This is a genomic window from Pricia sp. (genome assembly GCF_041745955.1).
Taxonomy (GTDB): Bacteria; Bacteroidota; Bacteroidia; order Flavobacteriales; family Flavobacteriaceae; genus Pricia.
Map to the genome: position 1 here is coordinate 1 of NZ_JBGTHY010000130.1, position 19,080 is coordinate 19,080.

Annotated in this window: 15 protein-coding genes and 1 pseudogene; 1 reads left to right on the forward strand and 15 read right to left on the reverse strand. The window is 43.6% G+C overall.

Features of this window, described 5'->3' with window-relative positions:
* Nucleotides 1-392: pseudogene (locus ACEW8S_RS04580) on the forward strand (hypothetical protein); the annotation flags it as partial.
* A gap of 27 nt (nt 393-419) precedes the next feature.
* On the opposite strand, the gene ACEW8S_RS04585 reads toward ACEW8S_RS04580, so the two are convergent.
* From ACEW8S_RS04585 to ACEW8S_RS04655, 15 genes are all read right to left on the reverse strand, one after another.
* Nucleotides 420-2,399 (reverse strand): DUF349 domain-containing protein, encoded by a 1,980-nt coding sequence (locus ACEW8S_RS04585; RefSeq protein ID WP_373517002.1) that lies wholly within the window; start codon nt 2,397-2,399, stop codon nt 420-422.
* 193 nt (nt 2,400-2,592) lie between these two features.
* A complete protein-coding gene (locus tag ACEW8S_RS04590) occupies nt 2,593-3,333 on the reverse strand; it encodes a shikimate dehydrogenase (protein WP_373517003.1) in 741 nt (246 codons plus the stop codon).
* On the reverse strand, nt 3,330-4,352 hold the full coding sequence (locus tag ACEW8S_RS04595; protein ID WP_373517004.1) for a DUF368 domain-containing protein: 1,023 nt from the start codon (nt 4,350-4,352) through the stop codon (nt 3,330-3,332). Before ACEW8S_RS04595 ends, ACEW8S_RS04590 begins: the two co-directional genes overlap by 4 nt.
* A 10-nt stretch (nt 4,353-4,362) precedes the next feature.
* Entirely contained in the window at nt 4,363-5,277 is a 915-nt protein-coding gene (locus ACEW8S_RS04600; protein WP_373517005.1) for a DUF368 domain-containing protein, read from the reverse strand.
* Nucleotides 5,278-5,358: 81 nt separating this feature from the next.
* The gene (locus tag ACEW8S_RS04605; protein ID WP_373517006.1) at nt 5,359-6,759 is read right to left on the reverse strand and encodes a tetratricopeptide repeat protein; all 1,401 of its coding nucleotides are present in this window, start codon (nt 6,757-6,759) and stop codon (nt 5,359-5,361) included.
* A 133-nt stretch (nt 6,760-6,892) separates the two neighbouring features.
* Nucleotides 6,893-8,074 carry an aspartate aminotransferase family protein gene (locus ACEW8S_RS04610; RefSeq protein ID WP_373517007.1) on the reverse strand — a complete coding sequence of 394 codons (1,182 nt, stop codon included), beginning with the start codon at nt 8,072-8,074 and terminating at the stop codon, nt 6,893-6,895.
* A gap of 65 nt (nt 8,075-8,139) precedes the next feature.
* Nucleotides 8,140-9,864, reverse strand: coding sequence for an OstA-like protein (locus ACEW8S_RS04615; protein ID WP_373517016.1), 1,725 nt, complete (start codon nt 9,862-9,864; stop codon nt 8,140-8,142).
* Between the two features lie 251 nt (nt 9,865-10,115).
* A complete protein-coding gene (locus ACEW8S_RS04620; RefSeq protein WP_373517008.1) occupies nt 10,116-10,607 on the reverse strand; it encodes a hypothetical protein in 492 nt (163 codons plus the stop codon).
* A 364-nt stretch (nt 10,608-10,971) separates the two neighbouring features.
* On the reverse strand, nt 10,972-11,406 hold the full coding sequence (locus ACEW8S_RS04625; protein WP_373517009.1) for a hypothetical protein: 435 nt from the start codon (nt 11,404-11,406) through the stop codon (nt 10,972-10,974).
* A 157-nt stretch (nt 11,407-11,563) separates the two neighbouring features.
* Nucleotides 11,564-12,994, reverse strand: coding sequence for a hypothetical protein (locus ACEW8S_RS04630; RefSeq protein ID WP_373517010.1), 1,431 nt, complete (start codon nt 12,992-12,994; stop codon nt 11,564-11,566).
* Nucleotides 12,995-13,080: 86 nt separating this feature from the next.
* Nucleotides 13,081-13,941 (reverse strand): helix-turn-helix domain-containing protein, encoded by an 861-nt coding sequence (locus ACEW8S_RS04635; RefSeq protein WP_373517011.1) that lies wholly within the window; start codon nt 13,939-13,941, stop codon nt 13,081-13,083.
* Between the two features lie 373 nt (nt 13,942-14,314).
* Nucleotides 14,315-15,586, reverse strand: coding sequence for an adenylosuccinate synthase (locus ACEW8S_RS04640; protein WP_373517012.1), 1,272 nt, complete (start codon nt 15,584-15,586; stop codon nt 14,315-14,317).
* Between the two features lie 13 nt (nt 15,587-15,599).
* Entirely contained in the window at nt 15,600-16,097 is a 498-nt protein-coding gene (locus ACEW8S_RS04645) for a Fur family transcriptional regulator (protein WP_373517013.1), read from the reverse strand.
* Between the two features lie 40 nt (nt 16,098-16,137).
* Nucleotides 16,138-18,342 (reverse strand): bifunctional (p)ppGpp synthetase/guanosine-3',5'-bis(diphosphate) 3'-pyrophosphohydrolase, encoded by a 2,205-nt coding sequence (locus ACEW8S_RS04650; protein ID WP_373517014.1) that lies wholly within the window; start codon nt 18,340-18,342, stop codon nt 16,138-16,140.
* A gap of 216 nt (nt 18,343-18,558) precedes the next feature.
* Nucleotides 18,559-19,080 (reverse strand): M48 family metallopeptidase (locus ACEW8S_RS04655; protein ID WP_373517015.1); only part of this gene is annotated, 522 nt, incomplete at its 5' end.

Genomic DNA, 19,080 nt, shown 5'->3' on the forward strand with positions numbered 1-19,080 from the left:
TTGCATGCCACGTATCGGGTAATGAAGGCGTAGAGTTCGGTCCCGCCTTATCCGATATCGGTAACAAACTCTCCAAGCAATTTTTGTATTCCAGTATTATCTATCCCAGCGCGGGAATCAATTTTGGATATGAAGGTTACAACGTGAAAATGAACGACGGTAGTTCGGCGACCGGTTACATCTTGAGCCGTACCGAAGATGTACTTACCTTAAAAATGATGGGCGGTACGCAAAAGGAAATTCCATTGGCGGATATTAAAAATCTTGAGGCGATGGATAAATCGCTTATGACCGAAGGTTTGGCCATGGTAATGTCAGAAGATGATCTGGTCGACCTGATAGAATATTTGGGAACCTTGAAGGTGGAAGAGGAGGTTCTAGCCTTGAATTAGGGTTAATAGATGGGTTCACTGCAGTCTCTACGATTCTTCCGATTCCTCTGATTCTTCCAATTCCCTCTGAATACTGTTGTTCATGATGTTCAGCTTTTTTAGTTTGGCCTTCCAAGTATCCAATGCTGCTTTGTGGACATCCACTCTTTTAACGACATCCTGTAGCAGGGGATTGTCATCCGAGGCATTGGAGAAGAATTGAAGGTTGGTCTCCAATTGACGTATTTCGCCCTGGGTCTCCTCTATCTTTTTGCGGATAAAACTGCGCTCCTCCTGAATCGCCTGTTCGTTGTCACCGTTGGCCAGCTGCTGTATTTTGTTTCCGTATTTCAAAAGTTCGACCTTTTGGGGAGCAAGCCCCATTTTTTTGAAAAGGCCGTCTAGCGCCTCATTGAATCTTTGGTCGATGTTCTTTTTCTTGAACGGTACCCTCCCCAAGCTTTTCCATGCTTCGATAAAGGACTTTACGGCTTCTAGATCCCCATCACGTTCACCAGACGGTTCAAAGGCCAATAACTCTTTCAGGGTGGTCGTTTTCTTTTCAAAACTGGCTTCCTCTTCTTCACGGCCCTCGTTTTTGAGGGCATTCAGCCTATCGAAATACTGGTTACAGGCATTTTTGAATTCCTTCCATATCTTATCGGAGTACTTTCTCGGTACATGGCCGATTTTCTTCCAATCGGCCTGTATGCGTTTCATTTTCGGGGTAACAGTTTCGAAATCCTCACTGTCCTTTAACGAATTGGCTAAGTTCACCAGTTCCCGCTTTTTGTCGAGGTTGCCTTGCTCTTCCTGTTTTAGGTTTTTGTAGTAGGCGTTTTTGGTCCGATTAAAACTGCGCACGGCGTCCTTGAATGCGGCCCAGGTCTTTTGGTTAGCGTTGCGGGGCACTTTTCCCGCTTTGAAGAAAGCCTTTCGGTGGACTTCCAACTGATTTATTTGCTTTTGTAGTTCCCGATGGTTGCTGGATACATTTTCGCCCAAAGCGGTAATCGCCGCAATGATCTCGATTTTGTTTTCCAAGTTTTTCCCATAGGTCGCCTCAAGCTCCTTATAATAATCCTGCCGTCTTTGGTGCAGCACTTTGGAGGCATTGCTGAAGCGTTCCCAGATTTCTTCGCGGTGCGCCTGGCCTACCGGTCCGATATCTTCCTTCCAAATTTTATGCAAGGCCTGTAGTTCGCGGAAAACACGGTTGAGATCGGGTTCGTGAGACAAAGCTTCCGCACGTTGCACCAATTTTTCTTTTTCCTCGAAGTTTCGCTTGAAATCAAGGTCGCGCATTTCGCGGTTCAGGTGCAGAAAATCGTAGAAAATCTCGGTATGGTGACGATAGGTGCGCCACACGTTATTGTAACTGTCACGAGGTATCGGTCCGGCATTGCGCCACTTTTCCTGAAGGTCTTTAAAGGCCTTATAGGTCGAACCCATATCTTCCTCGACGCTTGTCAATCCTTTCAACTCTTCAATGATCGCCAATCGTTCGGAAAGGTTCTCTTTAAGGTTCTTCTCCAGATTTTTATAATACTGGTTCCGTTTTTCGCGGTAATCATTGTAGACTTCGTTGAATTGATTTTTAGTGGTCGAATTGTATCGGAAATCGATTTCATTGCCACCACTTTCGATAAACTTTTCCTTTTTACCTTCCAAAAAATCATCGAATTTTTGGTCGAACTCGTATTTAATGCCATCGACATGTTTTTTGATGGACTGTACCTTTTCGTTTCGCACCAACTTTTGCAGTTCGCCGACCAAATTATCCATCGACATCGCCTCGTAGTCCAAGATAGGAATGGCGTGTCGACGGTCGTTATCGGAATCTTCTGCATCTTCTGCGTTCTCGCCGTCCAAAACCTCGTCCTCTTCTTCAGATGTTTTGGCTTGGATTGTTTTGGTTTGGGATGTTTTCCTAGCGGCGACTTCGGTTTCTTCGACGTTGGTATCTTCATTTTTTCCCTCGGACGCAGATGGCTTTTCCTCCATTTCCTTCTCTTTATCTTCCCCCATGATGACAATTATTGGTTGAACAAGCGGTTAATCGTTCAAGATACTAACAACGGCGTTAACGGCAAAGGTTATGGAGGACTTCTTTGGCTATCGCTTAAATTCAAATACAAAAATCAAATCCGAAATCAATCCATCCGCCATTCATCCCAAAGTCGAATTATCAGAGGGCTGCCTACCGGAAGGGCGGGTCAAATTAATACTCCCGCCATATCTCCCAAGCCCTATCCGCCTGAAGCACCAGCATACCAAGTCCATTGACGATATCAGCACCCCGCTGTTTCCCTTCTGTCAGAAATGCTGTTTTTTTTGGATTGTAGATCAAATCGAAAAGCAGGTGTTTTTCGGTAATATGGGGATAGGGAATCTCCGGTTTTTGGTCGACGTTCGGGTGTGTGCCCAATGGCGTACAGTTGACCAAAATGGGATGTTTTTCTAGCACCGATCGATTGAGCTCGTCATACCCGATTTGAGTTGCATCGGGATTTCTGGACACATAGGTAAAACCGATTCCAAGTTGGCCGAGAACAAAAGCAATGGCCTTGGATGCTCCGCCCGTTCCCAAAATCAGCGCTTTGGTATGATGGGATTTCAAAAAAGGTTCTATGGTTTTTTGAAATCCGTAGGCATCCGTGTTATAACCGATAAGGCGGTTTCCTTCGAATTTGATGGTATTGACGGCGCCGATTTCCTCAGCTTGGGCATCCAATTCATCCAAATAGGGTATGACTTCCTGTTTGTAGGGAATGGTCACATTCAAGCCCATTACATCCGGATTGGATTTAAGGAGTTCGGGCAATTCATCAATCCGCTGCAGATCAAAATTTTCATACGAATATCCTTCCAATTCCAACTTCGAGAATTTATCCGTAAAATATCCTTTGGAAAAGGAATAGGAAATGTTTTTGCCCACCAATCCGAACCTGTGTTTTTTCATTGTTGAAACTCTTTCCTCCGTTTCCCATACCAATCCAATCCCAATAAAACTAAGATACCGACAGCGACAAAGAACAGGGCCCACCAATTTTCACTGTTGGTGAAATCGGGAAAATAGCGTTCGTAGTTCGCAATGATTTCCTTACCGTTGGAATCGATAAGCGCATTGCCGGCGTCGTCCATTTTAAAGATGGTTTTTTTCCACGGCCAGACTACGCCTAGCGATCCCGTAATAAAACCGATAATTACTGCTGTTGTAATATGCTTGTAATTTTTCAACACAAAACTTAACAAATGGGACAAGCTTACAAGGCCCGTGGCGGATCCCAAGGTGAAAACAGCTAGGATTTTTAGGATGTGCAATCGCGCCTGATTTTGGATAAAACTGAAGTCCCCCCGGAACATTTCTCCAAAGGTCTGATATAGCGCATTGACCGAATCGACCAGCAGCAATACATAGTTGCCGAGTAGAATTAGGATAAAGGAACCGGACAGTCCAGGAAGTGTCATGCCCGAAACGCTGATAATGCCGCACATAAAGATAAAAAAGAGGTTGTCGTTCTCTTTTGCGGGACTCAAAAAACTGATGGAAATACCTACAATCAGACCGATGATACCTGCGATTACGGTCTTTTGGTTCCAATGTTCAAAATCTTTGCCGATATAGTAGATGGATCCCAAGATCATCCCAAAAAAAGAAGACCACACGAACAGTTCTTTCCTGACCAAAAAATAATCCAGCAATTGCGATACGCTAAAATAGCTGACCAACATACCGAATATTAAAAGCGTAAGGAAGGTGCCGTTGACGTAGCGATAAAAACTTTTGAACCTGCCGTTGAAGAGTAATTTGAAGGCCTTGGTATTGATTTTCTGCAGGGAGTAGATAAACTCTTCGTAAAATCCGCCGACAAAGGCCACGATACCGCCAGATACGCCCGGCACCTTGTTGGCCGCGCCCATGCAAAGGCCCTTGATGACCAAAAAGAATTTGTCGCTAAGCGTTCTCGGATTGTACATGTAAAAAGACCTATTTTTTCGAGGCGGTACGTTCGAGGATAAAAATAAGCGAAAAACCGATGATAGCGGCTATTAGGGCGTAGATAAGTTGGTTGTCGCCAGCAAAGGCAAAGGGGGATACATTTTCATCGATGATTATTTCTTTTTCACCGATTGTTCTGGTCTCCAGTATCCTTTTCCAGGGCCAGATTTTATTGAGAGAACCCAAAATAAAACCGGTGAGCACCGCCAGGGTGATGTTTTTGTGATTGTTGAACATCCACTTGAGTAACTTGGCAAAACTGAGGAGTCCGAAAATGGCTCCCGCCCCCACGATGGCAATTAAGGTGATATTTCGCTCATGAACAGCATCGAGAATGGTTTTGTAAGAGCCCAAAAGCACTAAGATAAAGGCACCCGAAATACCGGGCAAAATCATGGCACAAACAGCCAGGGCTCCCGACAGAAAAAGATAAGGCAAGCTGTCGCTGTTTCCGGAAGGCGGAAGGGTGGTAATATAAAAGGCTATCGCGGCACCGATTAGCAACGCAACAATAGCTCCCGGATTCCAATTTTCGATTTCCTTGCCTACAAAAATAACACTAGCCGCTACCAGTCCGAAAAAGAAGGACCATAAAAGTACGGGTTCGTTGTCAAGTAGCCAGCTGACCAAGGTGGCCAAGGAAAATAGACTGATAAAAATCCCCAAAAAAAGCGCCAGTAAAAAATTGCCGTTCAACTGATTCCAAGCCGCTTTGAAACCGTCTTTTTTCCAGGTTTTAAAAAGGGAAAGGTTTACGTTGTTTATCGAGGTGATCAATTCTTCGTAAATGCCGGAAATAAAGGCAATGGTGCCGCCAGAGACGCCCGGCACCACATCGGCCGCCCCCATGGCCATTCCCTTAAGCGTGACAAAGACGTATTGTAGCAAGTTTCTGTTTTCCATGAAAGTTATTTCAAAGGCAACAAAAATAGGATTTTAAATTGGACTAATACGGGGGTGGCGTTTGTAGTTGCTGATTACCCATTAACGTGACCTACGGGCCACTTTTGAAACGATATTCTTCACCCAATCCGTATGGGCGTATTGGGGAAATTGATCGCAAAAGAGTTGCAGTTTTCCAAAATCGAGCCTTAGGGCATCGATTAGGCTGATGCGGGCATTGATGAGGTCGTTTATTTCAAGCTGGAAACCCGCCGTTTTGTATTTGATTTCGGCATTATCGGGATAAAACTCCTGACCCTGCGATAGAATATGTATGGCCCCGGGTATGTCTTGGTTGCGCAGGGCGACATCGGCCCATCCCAACCAGGTACGCAGTTCGTAGTTGCCAAGGTCTACGGACTGTTTATAGGCGTAATCCGCTTGATCGAATTTGCCCAGTGCCTTGTTGATTTGGGCACATTTTTTCCAATACTGCGGATTTTCACCGTCGATGTTCAAAGCTTTATTGATGTAATACAGGGCCTTGTGATGGTTTTTTCTACGAAAATAAAAATCGGTGATGGCGAGCCAGCCCTTATCCAACAACGGGTCTTCGTGTACGGTGTGATAATAGTAATACTTGGCCATTTCGTCGTTCTCGAGCTGCTCATGGCATTTTCCGATCCGGAGGTAGGCATGTGAGGTGGGATCTTCCATTTGTATCGTGGTCTCGTAATTTTCGATGGCCTCGTTGTATTTCCCCATTTTTTCCAACACCTTGCCTTTTTCGAAATAGGCCCCGATAAAGGTATCGTCCGAAATAATGGCGAAATCGAAAGCGGTAAGGGCTTCGGGATACATTTTTTTGGAGAAATACTGTTTCCCCAGTTGGTGCCAGGCCACTTCGCAGTAGGGGTTCCGGTCCAAATAATCGTTCAGGTAAAGTATGGCGCCATCGTAATCCTCTAAAAACTCAAAGCAATAAATAACGTTGTAGAGCGAGGAGTAATCTTGTTCATCGAACGATACGCAGCGCATAAAACTTTCCTTCGCAAGCTTGAAATCGTCCATAAAAAGATATTCCATGCCCAAAAGGGAATGGATATCGAAGCTGTACTCCGATAGGTTCAAGGCTTCGTTCAAAAGTGCCACGGCGGCCTCGTGATTATCCTTTTTGGAATATATATTGGCCCGTTGGATGAAAATCTCCTCATTGGTACTGTCCAGCACCTGAAGCGCATCCAGATAATTTTCGGCAAGATCAAGATGGTTTTCGAATACGAGCACCTCTACCTCAAGCAATTTCAGTTCTATCGAGGCGGGATGCTGTTGTAGACCGATTTTGATGGCCTTTTTGGCCAGGGCTATCTTGCCATTATTAAGATAATGATGGATAATATCCTCAAAATCCTCCGCATCGAAGAAATAGACGTCGTCTGTCTTGAGCATCGATTCGAACTTGTCGATGGGTTGGTTGGGCTTTTCGTTGGATTCTAGCGCCATAGAACGGTTTTGGTTACGGAATCGCCCCTCGCAAATACGTAGGGCGAATTCTTACTATGGATTTAAAAGTAGCCTTTTGGGACTATCTTTCAGTCCGGGTACAAGCTATATTATTAACAAATTAGTTAACAGGTTATTGCCCGTACATCTTTAAAACTTCAAGAATCGTGCCGCAACCGTCCTCGATTTCGTTAATGGATATGGTCAACGGCGGTGATATTCGCACCGCTTTCGGTTCGAACAAAAGCCAAAAAAGAATAAGTCCCTTTTTGGCACAGGTGAGCACCAAATGGTTCGCAATATCGGAATTTTCCAAGATCAAGGCCAACATTAGACCCTTTCCCCGGATTTCTTTGATCAACGAATGTTTCAATAATTTCCGAAAAACTATTTCCTTTTCGAGTGTCTGTGCTATGAGTCCGGTTTCCGTGATTTCCCCAAGAGTAGCCAGACAGGCCGCGGCAATGACGGGATTGCCTCCGAAAGTTGTGATATGACCTAATTTGGGACTAATCTGTAAGCTGGCCATCATTTTTCGGGACGCTGTAAAGGCCCCCACTGGAAGTCCTGATGCCATACCCTTGCCCATTACCAGAATATCGGGTATGCACCCGTAATGTTCAAAGGCGAAGAGTTTGCCCGTTCTGCCGAATCCGGGCTGAATTTCATCCAAGATTAACAAGGCTCCCGTTTCATCGCAACGTTGTCGGACATTTTTCAGATAATCGTTTTTGGGCTCGATAAAGCCTGCTCCACCTTGAATGGTCTCCAAAACTACACCCGCAGTTTTTTCGGTGATTTTTTTAAGGTCATCTTTGGAATTGAAACGGATAAAGGCTACATCGGGAATCAGCGGACGGAACGCTGCCTTTCTTTCCTCGAAACCCATAATACTTAAACTTCCCATGGTATTCCCGTGGTAGGCGTGGCGGGCAGAAATTAACTGGCTTCTGCCGGTGACCCGTCTGGCCAGTTTGAGCGCCCCTTCTATGGCCTCGGTACCGGAGTTCACTAAATAGGTGGTTTCCAGTCCCTCAGGTAAGAGGGAGGCTAACAGTTTTGTATAGGCTACTGCAGGTTTTTGTACATACTCCCCATACACCATAACGTGCATGTAGGTTGCAGCCTGCTCCTGTACGGCCTTTACGACTCTCGGATGGCAGTGTCCCAAGCTACAGGCAGAGACACCGGCTACAAAATCAAGATGGGCATTACCCTCGGTATCGTAGATATAACTGCCTTTGGCATGTGTGATTTCCAAGGCCAGCGGATGTGGGGTGGTTTGTGCCTGATATTTTAAAAAGTCACTTTTCATGAAGGGTTGTTTAGGGCTGAAAGATGCCGTCTGACCTGCAAGGTGCTCCCCACCAAGTCTTTGTGCTACTTGCTCGAAGTAGTAGTCAACTTTTTCAACTTAGGCCGTTCCCCCCGTTTTGGTTTAGGGTTGAGCAGTTGTTCATCTCCCTGCCGAGAAGGTGATTTTGATTCTTCACTTGTAGGCGTCAATATCAAAATAGGAATTTTGTTTATCGGATCTCCCGCATTCAAAGTCCGTTCCTCTTCTTCGGCATCAATATCGATGGGGTTGTCGATACCACGGATTACCGGAAGCACGAGATTGTTATCGTCTTCATCGAAAATGTCATCCTTGGTCAAAATGCGTTCGTCGCCACGCCATATAAATCCTTTCAACAGTCTACTTGCCGGTGGAAGTTCGGTTTCCGGAAAAATATCGCCTTCGGGATTGGTGAAGAAGGTAAGATCTTCCACGTCGTTGTTTGCCATGGTAATCCTTATTTTACTACAGGTTGTTTTATTGATGCCTAGCAGCTCGTCGTCATCGTTATACATATAGTAGATGACTTCCGTGTTCTGAACGAGATCGATAATTTTCAGTTCGTTATCAACGAATTTCCCATATAAATTTATGCCCTTTGCCTGGTTATAGCCCGTCATACTGATACTGTCCAACGAAATAATAAAAGCGTTCTCAATTACTTTGAGGGAATCCAATTGTTCGGTTTTTTTGTTGGACAACAGGTGAATGCTATCCCCGGTCATCTGGTTTTCACCGTTCCAGATCACGGGACTTTTAATGAGTTGGGTGATTCCCGTTTTTTCTTGGGTATGTATGGAATCACACTTCCCACTAAGGTCGGTCTTATAGAATTTAGCGTTACGGAAGGCCCGCGAAATCCGATTTTCGGTCTTGCCGGTAACCATGAGGGTATCGCCGTGAACGTACATCGAATCCTGTTCCACCAAGGTTATCGAAACTGCCCTTTTGGTCGCAAAAACGGAATCCTTGGCCTTGAAAACCTCGGCGTAATGGGCGCGTATCAAGCCATTGTTCACGGTATCGGTAACCGTAATATTATTCGTTGCGGATGCGAATTCTGTGGCTTTATCGAAATAAACACTATCGCCTTCCACGATACGATTATTGTAATCGATACGGGTATTTTTGATGCCATAGCCGCTTTCGATTTTGGTATCGTAAAATCCTCTTTCGAAATAAAATTTATAAGTGTCGCCCGTGATGGTGGAGGGCCCGTACATGTAGGCGTTCTTCGAGGTCTCGTAATAATCCAACCGTTCGGAATCGACCTTGTAATCTGGGTTGTCGATGTGGACACTATTCAGGAACTGCAACTTTTTTAGCTCCATAAAATAGCGCCCGATTCTACTGGTCAGGGTGTTCGCGGAATCGATGATAGTTCCCGAATCATTGTAGTAGGATTCTTGTTTTTCTCGATCAAAATAAAGCGTATCGGTCCGTAGTGTGGTCTTGTTACTGTTCAGAACTACACTTTCAAAGGCCTTGGCAAGCTTGGTTTCCCCGTCGTAATTGATTTTGCCACTGGTCATTTCAACGGAATCGCCCTGTTGCAGGCGTACGTTGCCCAGCGCTCTAATGCGTTTTTCCTTTTGATAATAAATGGCAATATCACACCACAGATCGGCTCCCTCATGTTCGAACTGTACCTGTCGATCGTCTTTACTAAAAATCGACGCCCCTGGAAATTTCGCCTCGTCCTTGGTAAAGTTGGCGCCGTGAACGATGTTGATCGGTTTGCTTTTGGCGGTGTCTTTTTTAACGGGAATGGAATCCTGTGCAAAACAGACGGCCGAAGCAAAAAGAAAGAATAGGATGTATTTGGCGTGTCGCAATTCCAATAAATTTTGTCCAAAAATAGGATTTTTGCAACAGAATGTGCTGTTTTAGGATGGAATTGGGAAGATCGAAATTCTATTTTCCAAAACTGCCATAGTGCTGTTGGTCGGAAAAATAGACCATCATTTTCTTGCCACCCTTTTGGTAAGGATAGTATAGCTCATATTGGCCATCATCGGCTTCAAAAAGCATATTGTTTTTGTTCGACCCAAAAACAGCATTCAGGTATCCTTTCAGGTTTTGACGATTTGAAGATGTAATCCTTTTTCAGGGGGCGAATGCTGTCCGTTGAATTTCCATGAAAGCTTTGGAATTCCAGAAATACCTTAATATTTTGAATCGAATCTTTTTGGACAATGGAAATGTACGGGAAATTTTCGTCGGTTTTGGATAAAATATCCAATAAATCTTCAACATCGGAAATCCAAATCCTTTCGAACGAATAGTCCAGTAGCTTGTCGACCTTCATTACGTTATTCTCTATTATTGACTTTGCGGACGCTATCAGCATCTTTTCCTTTTTTTGGGAGGTCCGGTAGTTTCCATAGAACAATAACGCGATTATCAAGGGCAAACTTGATACAAATAATAGTAGACTTTTCTTTGGCTTTTCCTTTTTTGAATAAATATCATCCTTATTGTGTTTGTCGGCAATTCTGGTGAGATTTAACATTACGTTCATTATCAATGCACCAAACATTAGGGCGAAAATCCCCCAAAGGCTCATATAGAAGATTTCCGAAAGGCTGTTACCAAAAACCTTGAGATCAAAAACACTAACGGTGATGTTGATAAAGACCCAATAGATTAATAGAATAATGGCGACGGTTCCAGTTCTATTGCTGAGTTTGATGAGGTTTTGGGTTCATATTGCTATAGATATTTTAGTTCCGCCAATATCCAAATCACCAAAGTAGCTAATTCGATGTTTTCATTTTTATGGGCAACCCTGATTTTTAGCATGAAAACATTGTGGATTTAGGAGCATACAAGTCCGATAGTCATCCGAGAATTAACCAATCCCTGAATTTGGGTGGCTACTCTACCCCCACATATTTATTAAAAACCTCTATGTATTTCTTATCCGCAGGTTTGTTTAATAGAAAAGGTCTGACCGGATCGGCACCCATATGTATATAAGGGAAAAAAGATATAATCTTACCCTTTTTAACTATGAACAAACCTAATTTCTCGGTGGTATTGTAGTTTATCCCATAATACACGTTATCGGTGGCTTTATATTCAAGTTTCATGAAAGGTTTTAATTCGGCCCACTTAGAATAATTGTCCTCCATTTCGGAATAGGGAACAAACTTATCAAAACCACTAGTCCTGGGATTTTTTTCTCGATTCTCCTTGAAAGTCCAAACCATATAGCTCAAGGTCTTTATAAAATCCCGATTGTCTTTTAAACTCTTATTAATATTTACAAATTTGTAGAAGGCGTCCAAATCCAAAGTGTCTTTTTTCAATACGTTTTCATTAAAAGACCTTAGCAAACGAATATCGTCTTGGGTAGATTGTTTTTCCTGACAGGACGAGTTTATGGAAACGAACATCAAGCCGATAAAAAGTAAAATCGATAATCGCAAAAATCTATAATTAAATGATTCCATTTTAAAATGAATTTTAGTTACAGCCACCGGTTTTTCCGGGTGCTTTTCCTCCTGTTTTATTTATAGTAATACCATTTCCATTATTTTTTGATCTGATGATTTGACCAAGTTTGCCGGGATTGTCTCCTCCACCACCCCCGGGATACGGACCCCAAGCATTGGGTATATTGGCTCCTGCCAAGTTGGCCAGTTCAAGCGCATAATCCGTACAATTGTAACTATAGATTTCATATTTCGTAGGAAAGCTTACAGCCTCCGCAATAATCTTTTTTAAGGTAGGTCCGGACACCGACATAGTCATACTGACATCGAAATCGTCACCACCGTTATTGCCCATGATACTAGGTCCGTTAATGGCTCCTTTTTTCGCTTCGCTTTCGGGATAGAAACCGAAGGTGCTGGTCTTACCGTTTTGTGATATGGAAATGAAAGCATGCCCGACAGGGTCAGTTGACGTGGGGTCAAAAGATGCACTAGAACCTGAAGAAGGCTGATTCGCATATAAGGTGATTGTTGCAGGTTTTGTGATATCATAACATTTTAAGAACTCTTTTAAATCTGTAATAGGAGTATCAGGGGCTAATTCTTCTAATATTGATAAAGAGTTCCAGGCCTGCCTTTCATCGATTTTCTTAATGGTCTTTTCCTCAAAGTTGACCGTACCGGTCTGACCGCCCGGCGAACCACTGCCACTTCGCCTATAACCCGAGCTTCGTTGAAGGTTCGAATAGGCACTTGGGCTTTTGACCTGGAACACGGTCTCACGGGTAGTTGTGGAGGTAGAACCGTTAGGGACCAATTTGCCGTCGGGCTTTACCAGATACCAATCTGTGGTACGTACGGTCGTCACTACGATATAACCACCACCATCCTCCTTACCACTGCCATCGTCTTCCTCACAGCCACAGGCGGCTTTCCCCGCCAATAAGAGCTCCTCTAAATTTTCGCCATCGATTGTAGTTAGATTCCCCACAATTAATCCCTCGGCAATCAATAGCGAAGGTATTTCGAGATTGCCGCTATTAAATCTGACCGTGCCGGTAAAGTCCGCCATCCTTGAAAAATGGAGCGAATTAAAATCGTTAGTAGATCCTGCGAGATTGGCGACCACAAATTTCTTTTCGGAATTTTCGCCCTCAAGAACCAAAAGGGCATACTTGTTTTGCGTGTCGATTCCTAGGGCGGTCGGATTGAAATCGGAGGTATACCGGATATCGAACTCGTAGAATTTGGAACCCAGTTCCTCGGAGAACGACTCCGTATATGCGCTCCAGTCCACTTCAAAATCATACGGGATGTATTCAGAAAATTCGTTTTTGTTAAATTGAGCTTCGAGCTTCTCGGTAAACGTTAATGCGACGGGTAAGTTCTCAACTTCTTTTTCACAACCAAAAAAGAATAACACGGCTATTGTCAGAACTGAAAATAGATTAATTTGTTTCATAACAATTTTTTCTAGGTTTTACGTTATTTAGTTCCGACAATGTTACATGTTTCCATCTCCTCTACATTCCCAAGTATTAAGATAACTTAAAATTTAGGACTTATTTCTATGTATGATTTTTTAAAATCTGAAGGAGTAGTGCCAGTATGTTTCTTAAAAGCTTTGAAGAAGGTTGATTTTGAATTGAATCCCGACTCTAAACCTATTGCTGTATGGGTATATCTGTCAAATTCTTCGTCTAATAAAAATTCTTTAGCCTTTTCTATTCGAAGTTCATTAATTAAATCATTAAAACTGATTGATTTAAACTCGTTCAGTACCTTGGATAGGTGATTGGATGTAATACCCATCATCTCTGCAACGTTGGATTGTTTCAATTCAGGATTCATGTACAGTTCCTTTTCCCGTATGAGATGTTGAAATTTATCAATGATTGGAGACCTATTAGGTATAGGTCCAATATTTTGCACCTTGTTTCGTTGCTTAAAAGAAATATCTTTCCGTTCCCTATAAATATTTAATTGGTAAATTGCTGCATAACCCAACCAGTAGACCAAAAATGAAATACTTAGCCAAAGCGCATAGAAAAAGTATTTGTTTTGATGGTTAAGGTAAAAGGTTATCGACAATGCTATAAGCCAAGCTATGCAAATAAAAAAACCGATATACAACAATCGTATCAACCAATCTGTTTTAATCTTATTTTCTGTGCCGGTACTATCCATCTGCCTCTTAAATGTCCTAATCTTTTTATACACAATGAAAACTATTGTGAAATTAAAGGCAAAAGAGCAATAATCAAGATATAGAAAAAAACCGCGTTCGAAATGGGAAGGTATTTTATAGGAAGTTGTGTAGGCTAAATAAATTTGTGCCACATGTAAAAGGATTATTAAATAAAAAGGAAGAAACAATAATGTTTTTGCCTTAGTACCGGTTTCTCCCATCTTAAGGTATTTGTGAACGAAAATATAGAACATTGGCATTATCAACCACTGCCAGGGTACGAAAATGTAGCGGGTGTTCACCAGGTTGTTTTCAATTAACCAATATTGCAAGTTGCTTAGGGAAAGAAACAAAACCACGAAAGCAATGAACTTGCTGGTATTAGATTTGTATTTCTCGTTAAATAAGATAACAAAAGTGAATATTATGCCCTGAATGACACCGCTGACTATTATCAGATTGAAGACATTCAAATTCATTATCTATCAGATTCTAACTACAAGATAGAAAATAATATCCTTACGTGAATCTCAAATACAAATTAATAGTAGAGTGCCGTAATCGCTAAGATGTTTGATTGAATAAATCTCCAGGTCACCGATGTATCGTCTGTGTACGGTCAGGTCCGACCGATACAATCTTAATGGGCGTCTCAAGTTCCTTTTCCAAAAAGTCGATATAGGCTCTAAGAGTATCGGGCAGCTGCTCGGCCTTGGTCATTTGGGTAAGGTCTTTTTGCCAGCCTTTCATTTCAGTGTAGATGGGAGCCAGGTTTTCAGGCTCGATGTTATAGGGAAAATGTGTAATCTTGTCGCCCTTATAATTATAGGCGGTGCAGACTTTGATTTTCTTGAATCCGCTCAAAACATCGGCTTTCATCATCATCAGCTCGGTCACGCCGTTTATTTGTACGGCGTACTTTAAAGCGACCAGATCTAGCCAGCCGCATCTCCTGGGGCGACCGGTCGTGGCACCGAATTCGTTGCCTACGCGACCCATGGTCTCGCCATCTTGATCAAAAAGTTCGGTTGGGAAGGGGCCACTTCCTACACGGGTAGTGTAGGCCTTAAAAATACCCTTGACCTCTCCGATTTGGTTCGGGGCTACGCCCAGGCCGGTACAGGCTCCGGCAGCGGTGGTGTTACTTGAAGTTACAAAGGGATACGTGCCGAAATCGATATCCAAAAGTGATCCCTGGGCCCCTTCGGCCAAGATTTTTTTACCTTTCTTTTGGGCTTGGTATAGATATTCCTCGCTATCGATAAAGGTCAACTCCCTTAAAGTTTCGATAGATTTGAAGAAGTCCGCTTCCAGCTCTGGCAAATTGTATTGGATATCTACATTGTAGAACCCGATCATGGCCTCGTGCTTGTTGGCCAGGGCACGGTATTTTTCTTTCCAATCATCGAGTTCCAGATCGCCGATACGCATACCGTTCCGGCCGGTCTTGTCCATATAGGTCGGGCCTATCCCTTTTAAGGTAGAGCCTATTTTTGCCTTTCCTTTTGCGATTTCCGAGGCGGCGTCCAACAGTCGATGTGTCGGTAATATTAAATGGGCCTTTCGTGAAATGAGCAGTTTCGATTTTACATCGAGCTCGAATTTTTTAAGCGCATCGAGCTCCTTTCTAAAAATCACCGGATCGATGACGACCCCGTTACCAACGATATTCATTGCATTTTTATGGAAGATGCCGGAAGGTATGGTGTGCAGCACGTGCTTGATACCATCGAATTCGAGGGTGTGACCGGCATTCGGACCGCCCTGAAAACGGGCGATTATATCATAGTTTGTAGTCAGTACGTCGACGATTTTCCCTTTTCCTTCGTCGCCCCACTGCAGGCCTAACAATAAATCTACTGCCATGAATAAAATTGCGTTAGCTGTTGGTTTTTTCTTTCTTGTTCTCGGTAATAGAAGGTTCACCATTGTTATGGTCGGGAGTATTTCGCGTTCCGTAGAAATATAGCGAATGTGCATTGATCTTGATATCGAAAACCTCTTCGATGGTCTTTTTGATGGATTGTATTCGTGGGTCACAAAATTCGACGACCTCACCCGTATCGGTCAAAATAACATGGTCGTGCTGTCGGTCAAAATACGATTTCTCGTACTGCGCCTGGTTTTTGCCGAACTGGTGCTTGCGTACCAGTTTGCAGTCCAATAAAAGTTCTATGGTATTATATAAGGTTGCCCTGCTTACCCTGTAATTTTTGTTCTTCATGCCGATATAGAGCGACTCGATATCGAAGTGCTCCTCACTATCGTAGATTTCTTGGAGAATAGCATAGCGCTCGGGCGTCTTTCGATGTCCGTTTTCCCCTAAAAAGGTGGTGAAAACGTTCTTTACTATTTCCTGATTTTTGTTCGCTGCCATAACAAGACTACATCTCTGTCAACAAAGGTACAGTTCTTTTTCAAACTCTGGTAACCTTATCGATTCCATGTATTTTCTTTAGATTGGAAATCACCTTTTTCAGGATGCCATTATTCTTCACCACCACGGTAATGTTACCGGTAAAAGTGCCGCCGTCGGTACTGAAATTAAGGTTTCGCATATTTACGTGCATCTCGTCGGAGATGATTTGGGTAATGTCGTTTATCAGGCCTAGGTTGTCAATGCCCGTAAGCTGTATTTCTGATCGGAATTCCTGTTGGGTCGAATCTATCCATTTGGCGCCGATGATACGGTACGCATAGTTCGACTGCAACTGTATTGCGTTCGGACAGTTCTTTTTGTGCACTTTTATTCCCTCGTTGACACTGACGAATCCGAAAACGGGATCTCCGGGAATAGGGTTGCAGCATTGCGATAGTTTGTAGTCCAGTTTTTCTTCCTCCTGTCCAAAAACGAGCATATCGTACTTCGAGGTAATCTCGTCTTTATCTACATCTTGGGGGGTGGGGGTACGCCGTATCTTGTTCTTAAAAAAACTGATGAACGCATTGTTGTATGACGACGCGAAATCTTTGATCATCTGATTGTCAATGGATCCGTTACCGACCCTATAGAAAAGATCCAAACTGGTCTTGAGCTTAAAGAACACCACCATTTTGTTAATGGAATCTTCGTTCAGTGTGATTTTTTGAGACTTCAACTTTCTACGGAGGATTTCCTTTCCGTCTTCCGCAGCCGATTTTTTCTCTTCCTTTAAAGAGGACTTTATCTTGGCCCTTGCCTTGGCGGTGGTGGCATAATCCAGCCAGTTCTGGTTGGGCTTTGCCTGCTCTGAGGTAATGATCTCGACTTGATCTCCACTATCCAAAGTGGTGTTCAGCGGCACAAGTTTACCGTTTACTTTGGCCCCACGGGTGTGCATGCCCACTTCAGTGTGTATGTTATAGGCAAAATCTAATGGGGTGGATCCTTTCGGAAGGGACTTTAAATCACCTTGGGGAGTGAATACGAAAATTTCTTTGGAGTAGAGGTTCAGTTTAAATTCTTCAACGAAATCTACCGCGTTCGTATTTGCGTTTTCCAGCGCTTCCTGCAAACGGTTCAGCCACAGCTCGATGCCCATTTCCTTTTGCTCGCCATGTTTGTACTTGAAGTGTGCCGCATAGCCTTTTTCCGCAATTTCGTGCATCCGTTCACTACGGATCTGCACCTCTACCCATCTTCCTTTAGGACCCATGACCGTAATGTGCAAAGCTTCATAGCCGGTAGATTTGGGCGAAGATATCCAGTCGCGCAACCGCACCGGGTTAGGCGTAAAATGATCGGTTACGATCGAATAGATTTTCCAGGCCAAAAACTTCTCGTTCTGACGGTCGGACTTATAAATAATACGGATGGCGAACTTATCGTAGATTTCGTTGAAGACAACGTTTTGGGCCTTCATTTTCCTGCGGATGGAATAGATCGATTTCATCCTGCCTTTGATGATGTAATTGAGGTCTTCCTCTTTCAATGATTTATCGATTGTGTCGGAAAACGCGTCGATATACGCCTGCTGATCTTCCTTCGAATCTTCTATCTTGCCTTTAATGTCCCGGTATACCCTAGGTTCCGTGTATTTCAGGCTCAGGTCTTCCAATTCGGTCTTGATATTGTAGAGTCCGATCCGGTGGGCCAGGGGCGCATATATATATAGGGTTTCAGAAGCCATCTGCACCTGTTTGTGTTCGGGCATGGCGTCCATAGTTAGCATATTGTGGTACCTATCGGCAATTTTGATGATAATAACGCGGACATCGTCGTTCAGGGTAAGTAGCATTTTCCGAAAGTTCTCGGCCTGCTGCGAGGTGCTCATATCCTTTTTAAGATGCGCTATTTTTGTGAGTCCGTCTACGATACGCGCCACCGTCTCCCCGAACATACGCTCGATATCGTCGAGGGTGTAATCGGTATCCTCTACCACGTCGTGCAGCAGGGCAGAGGCTATCGAGGTAGCGTCAAGACCGATTTCGGAAGCCACGATCTTGGCCACTGCGATAGGGTGGAATACGTAGGCCTCCCCCGATTTTCGGCGTTGGTCTTTATGACCGTCAACAGCTACCTCGAATGCGGCCCGTATCAACTTTTTATCGTCATCGGAAAGATGTTGATAACTGATACGAAGCAACTCTTTGTATTGCTTGGCAATCTGTTTGTTTTCTAATTCTAATGCGGCCTGTGTCATTATCGGGAGTTCTAAATCTAAAATACCACAATCTGAATTGATGTACAACAAAAAGTATGCCCCATGGGGTTTGAGGTCCAACCTTACTGTTGGCAGGTCCGAATTTTTAATTTGAAATAATCTTAAGTCCTGCTCGCCGGCTGGCAGGGTCGAATAGCTACGAAGTGGCCATCGAATCTTGAATTTCCGTGTTGAAAGGAGCTGTAAACTGCCACATCATCCAGTTTTGAGATTCCGAATCCTAGCGATCAACGGCGGATGCGAATAATGCATGAATACATAAGCGGGATGCGGGGTAAGATTGCTAAGGCTGTTTTTGGACAGTTTTTTCAAGGAGGTAATTAGAGGGGATGCCGAATAGGTGTTCTTGGCATAATCATCGGCCTGATACTCGAATTTTCGGGAGAGGTGGTTCATGAGCAGTCCCGTTACCTCTGAAATGGGACTATATAAAATGCCAAAGCCGATCAATGCGGCATGAAAACTAGGTTGCGAAACTCCGATGGCAAGGGCTACTTCAGGATTATTGATAAAGAGGGACAAAAGAAAAAGGGTGAGTCCCATTATTAGGATAGACGCTGCAAGGTTGAAAACGATGTGCTTTCTCTTATAATGGCCGACTTCATGGGCGAGTACGGCCACGATTTCCTCTTCTTCCAAATCGTTGATGAGGGTGTCGTAAAGGGTTATCCTCTTCTCCTTACCGAACCCGGAAAAATAGGCATTGGCCTTGGTAGA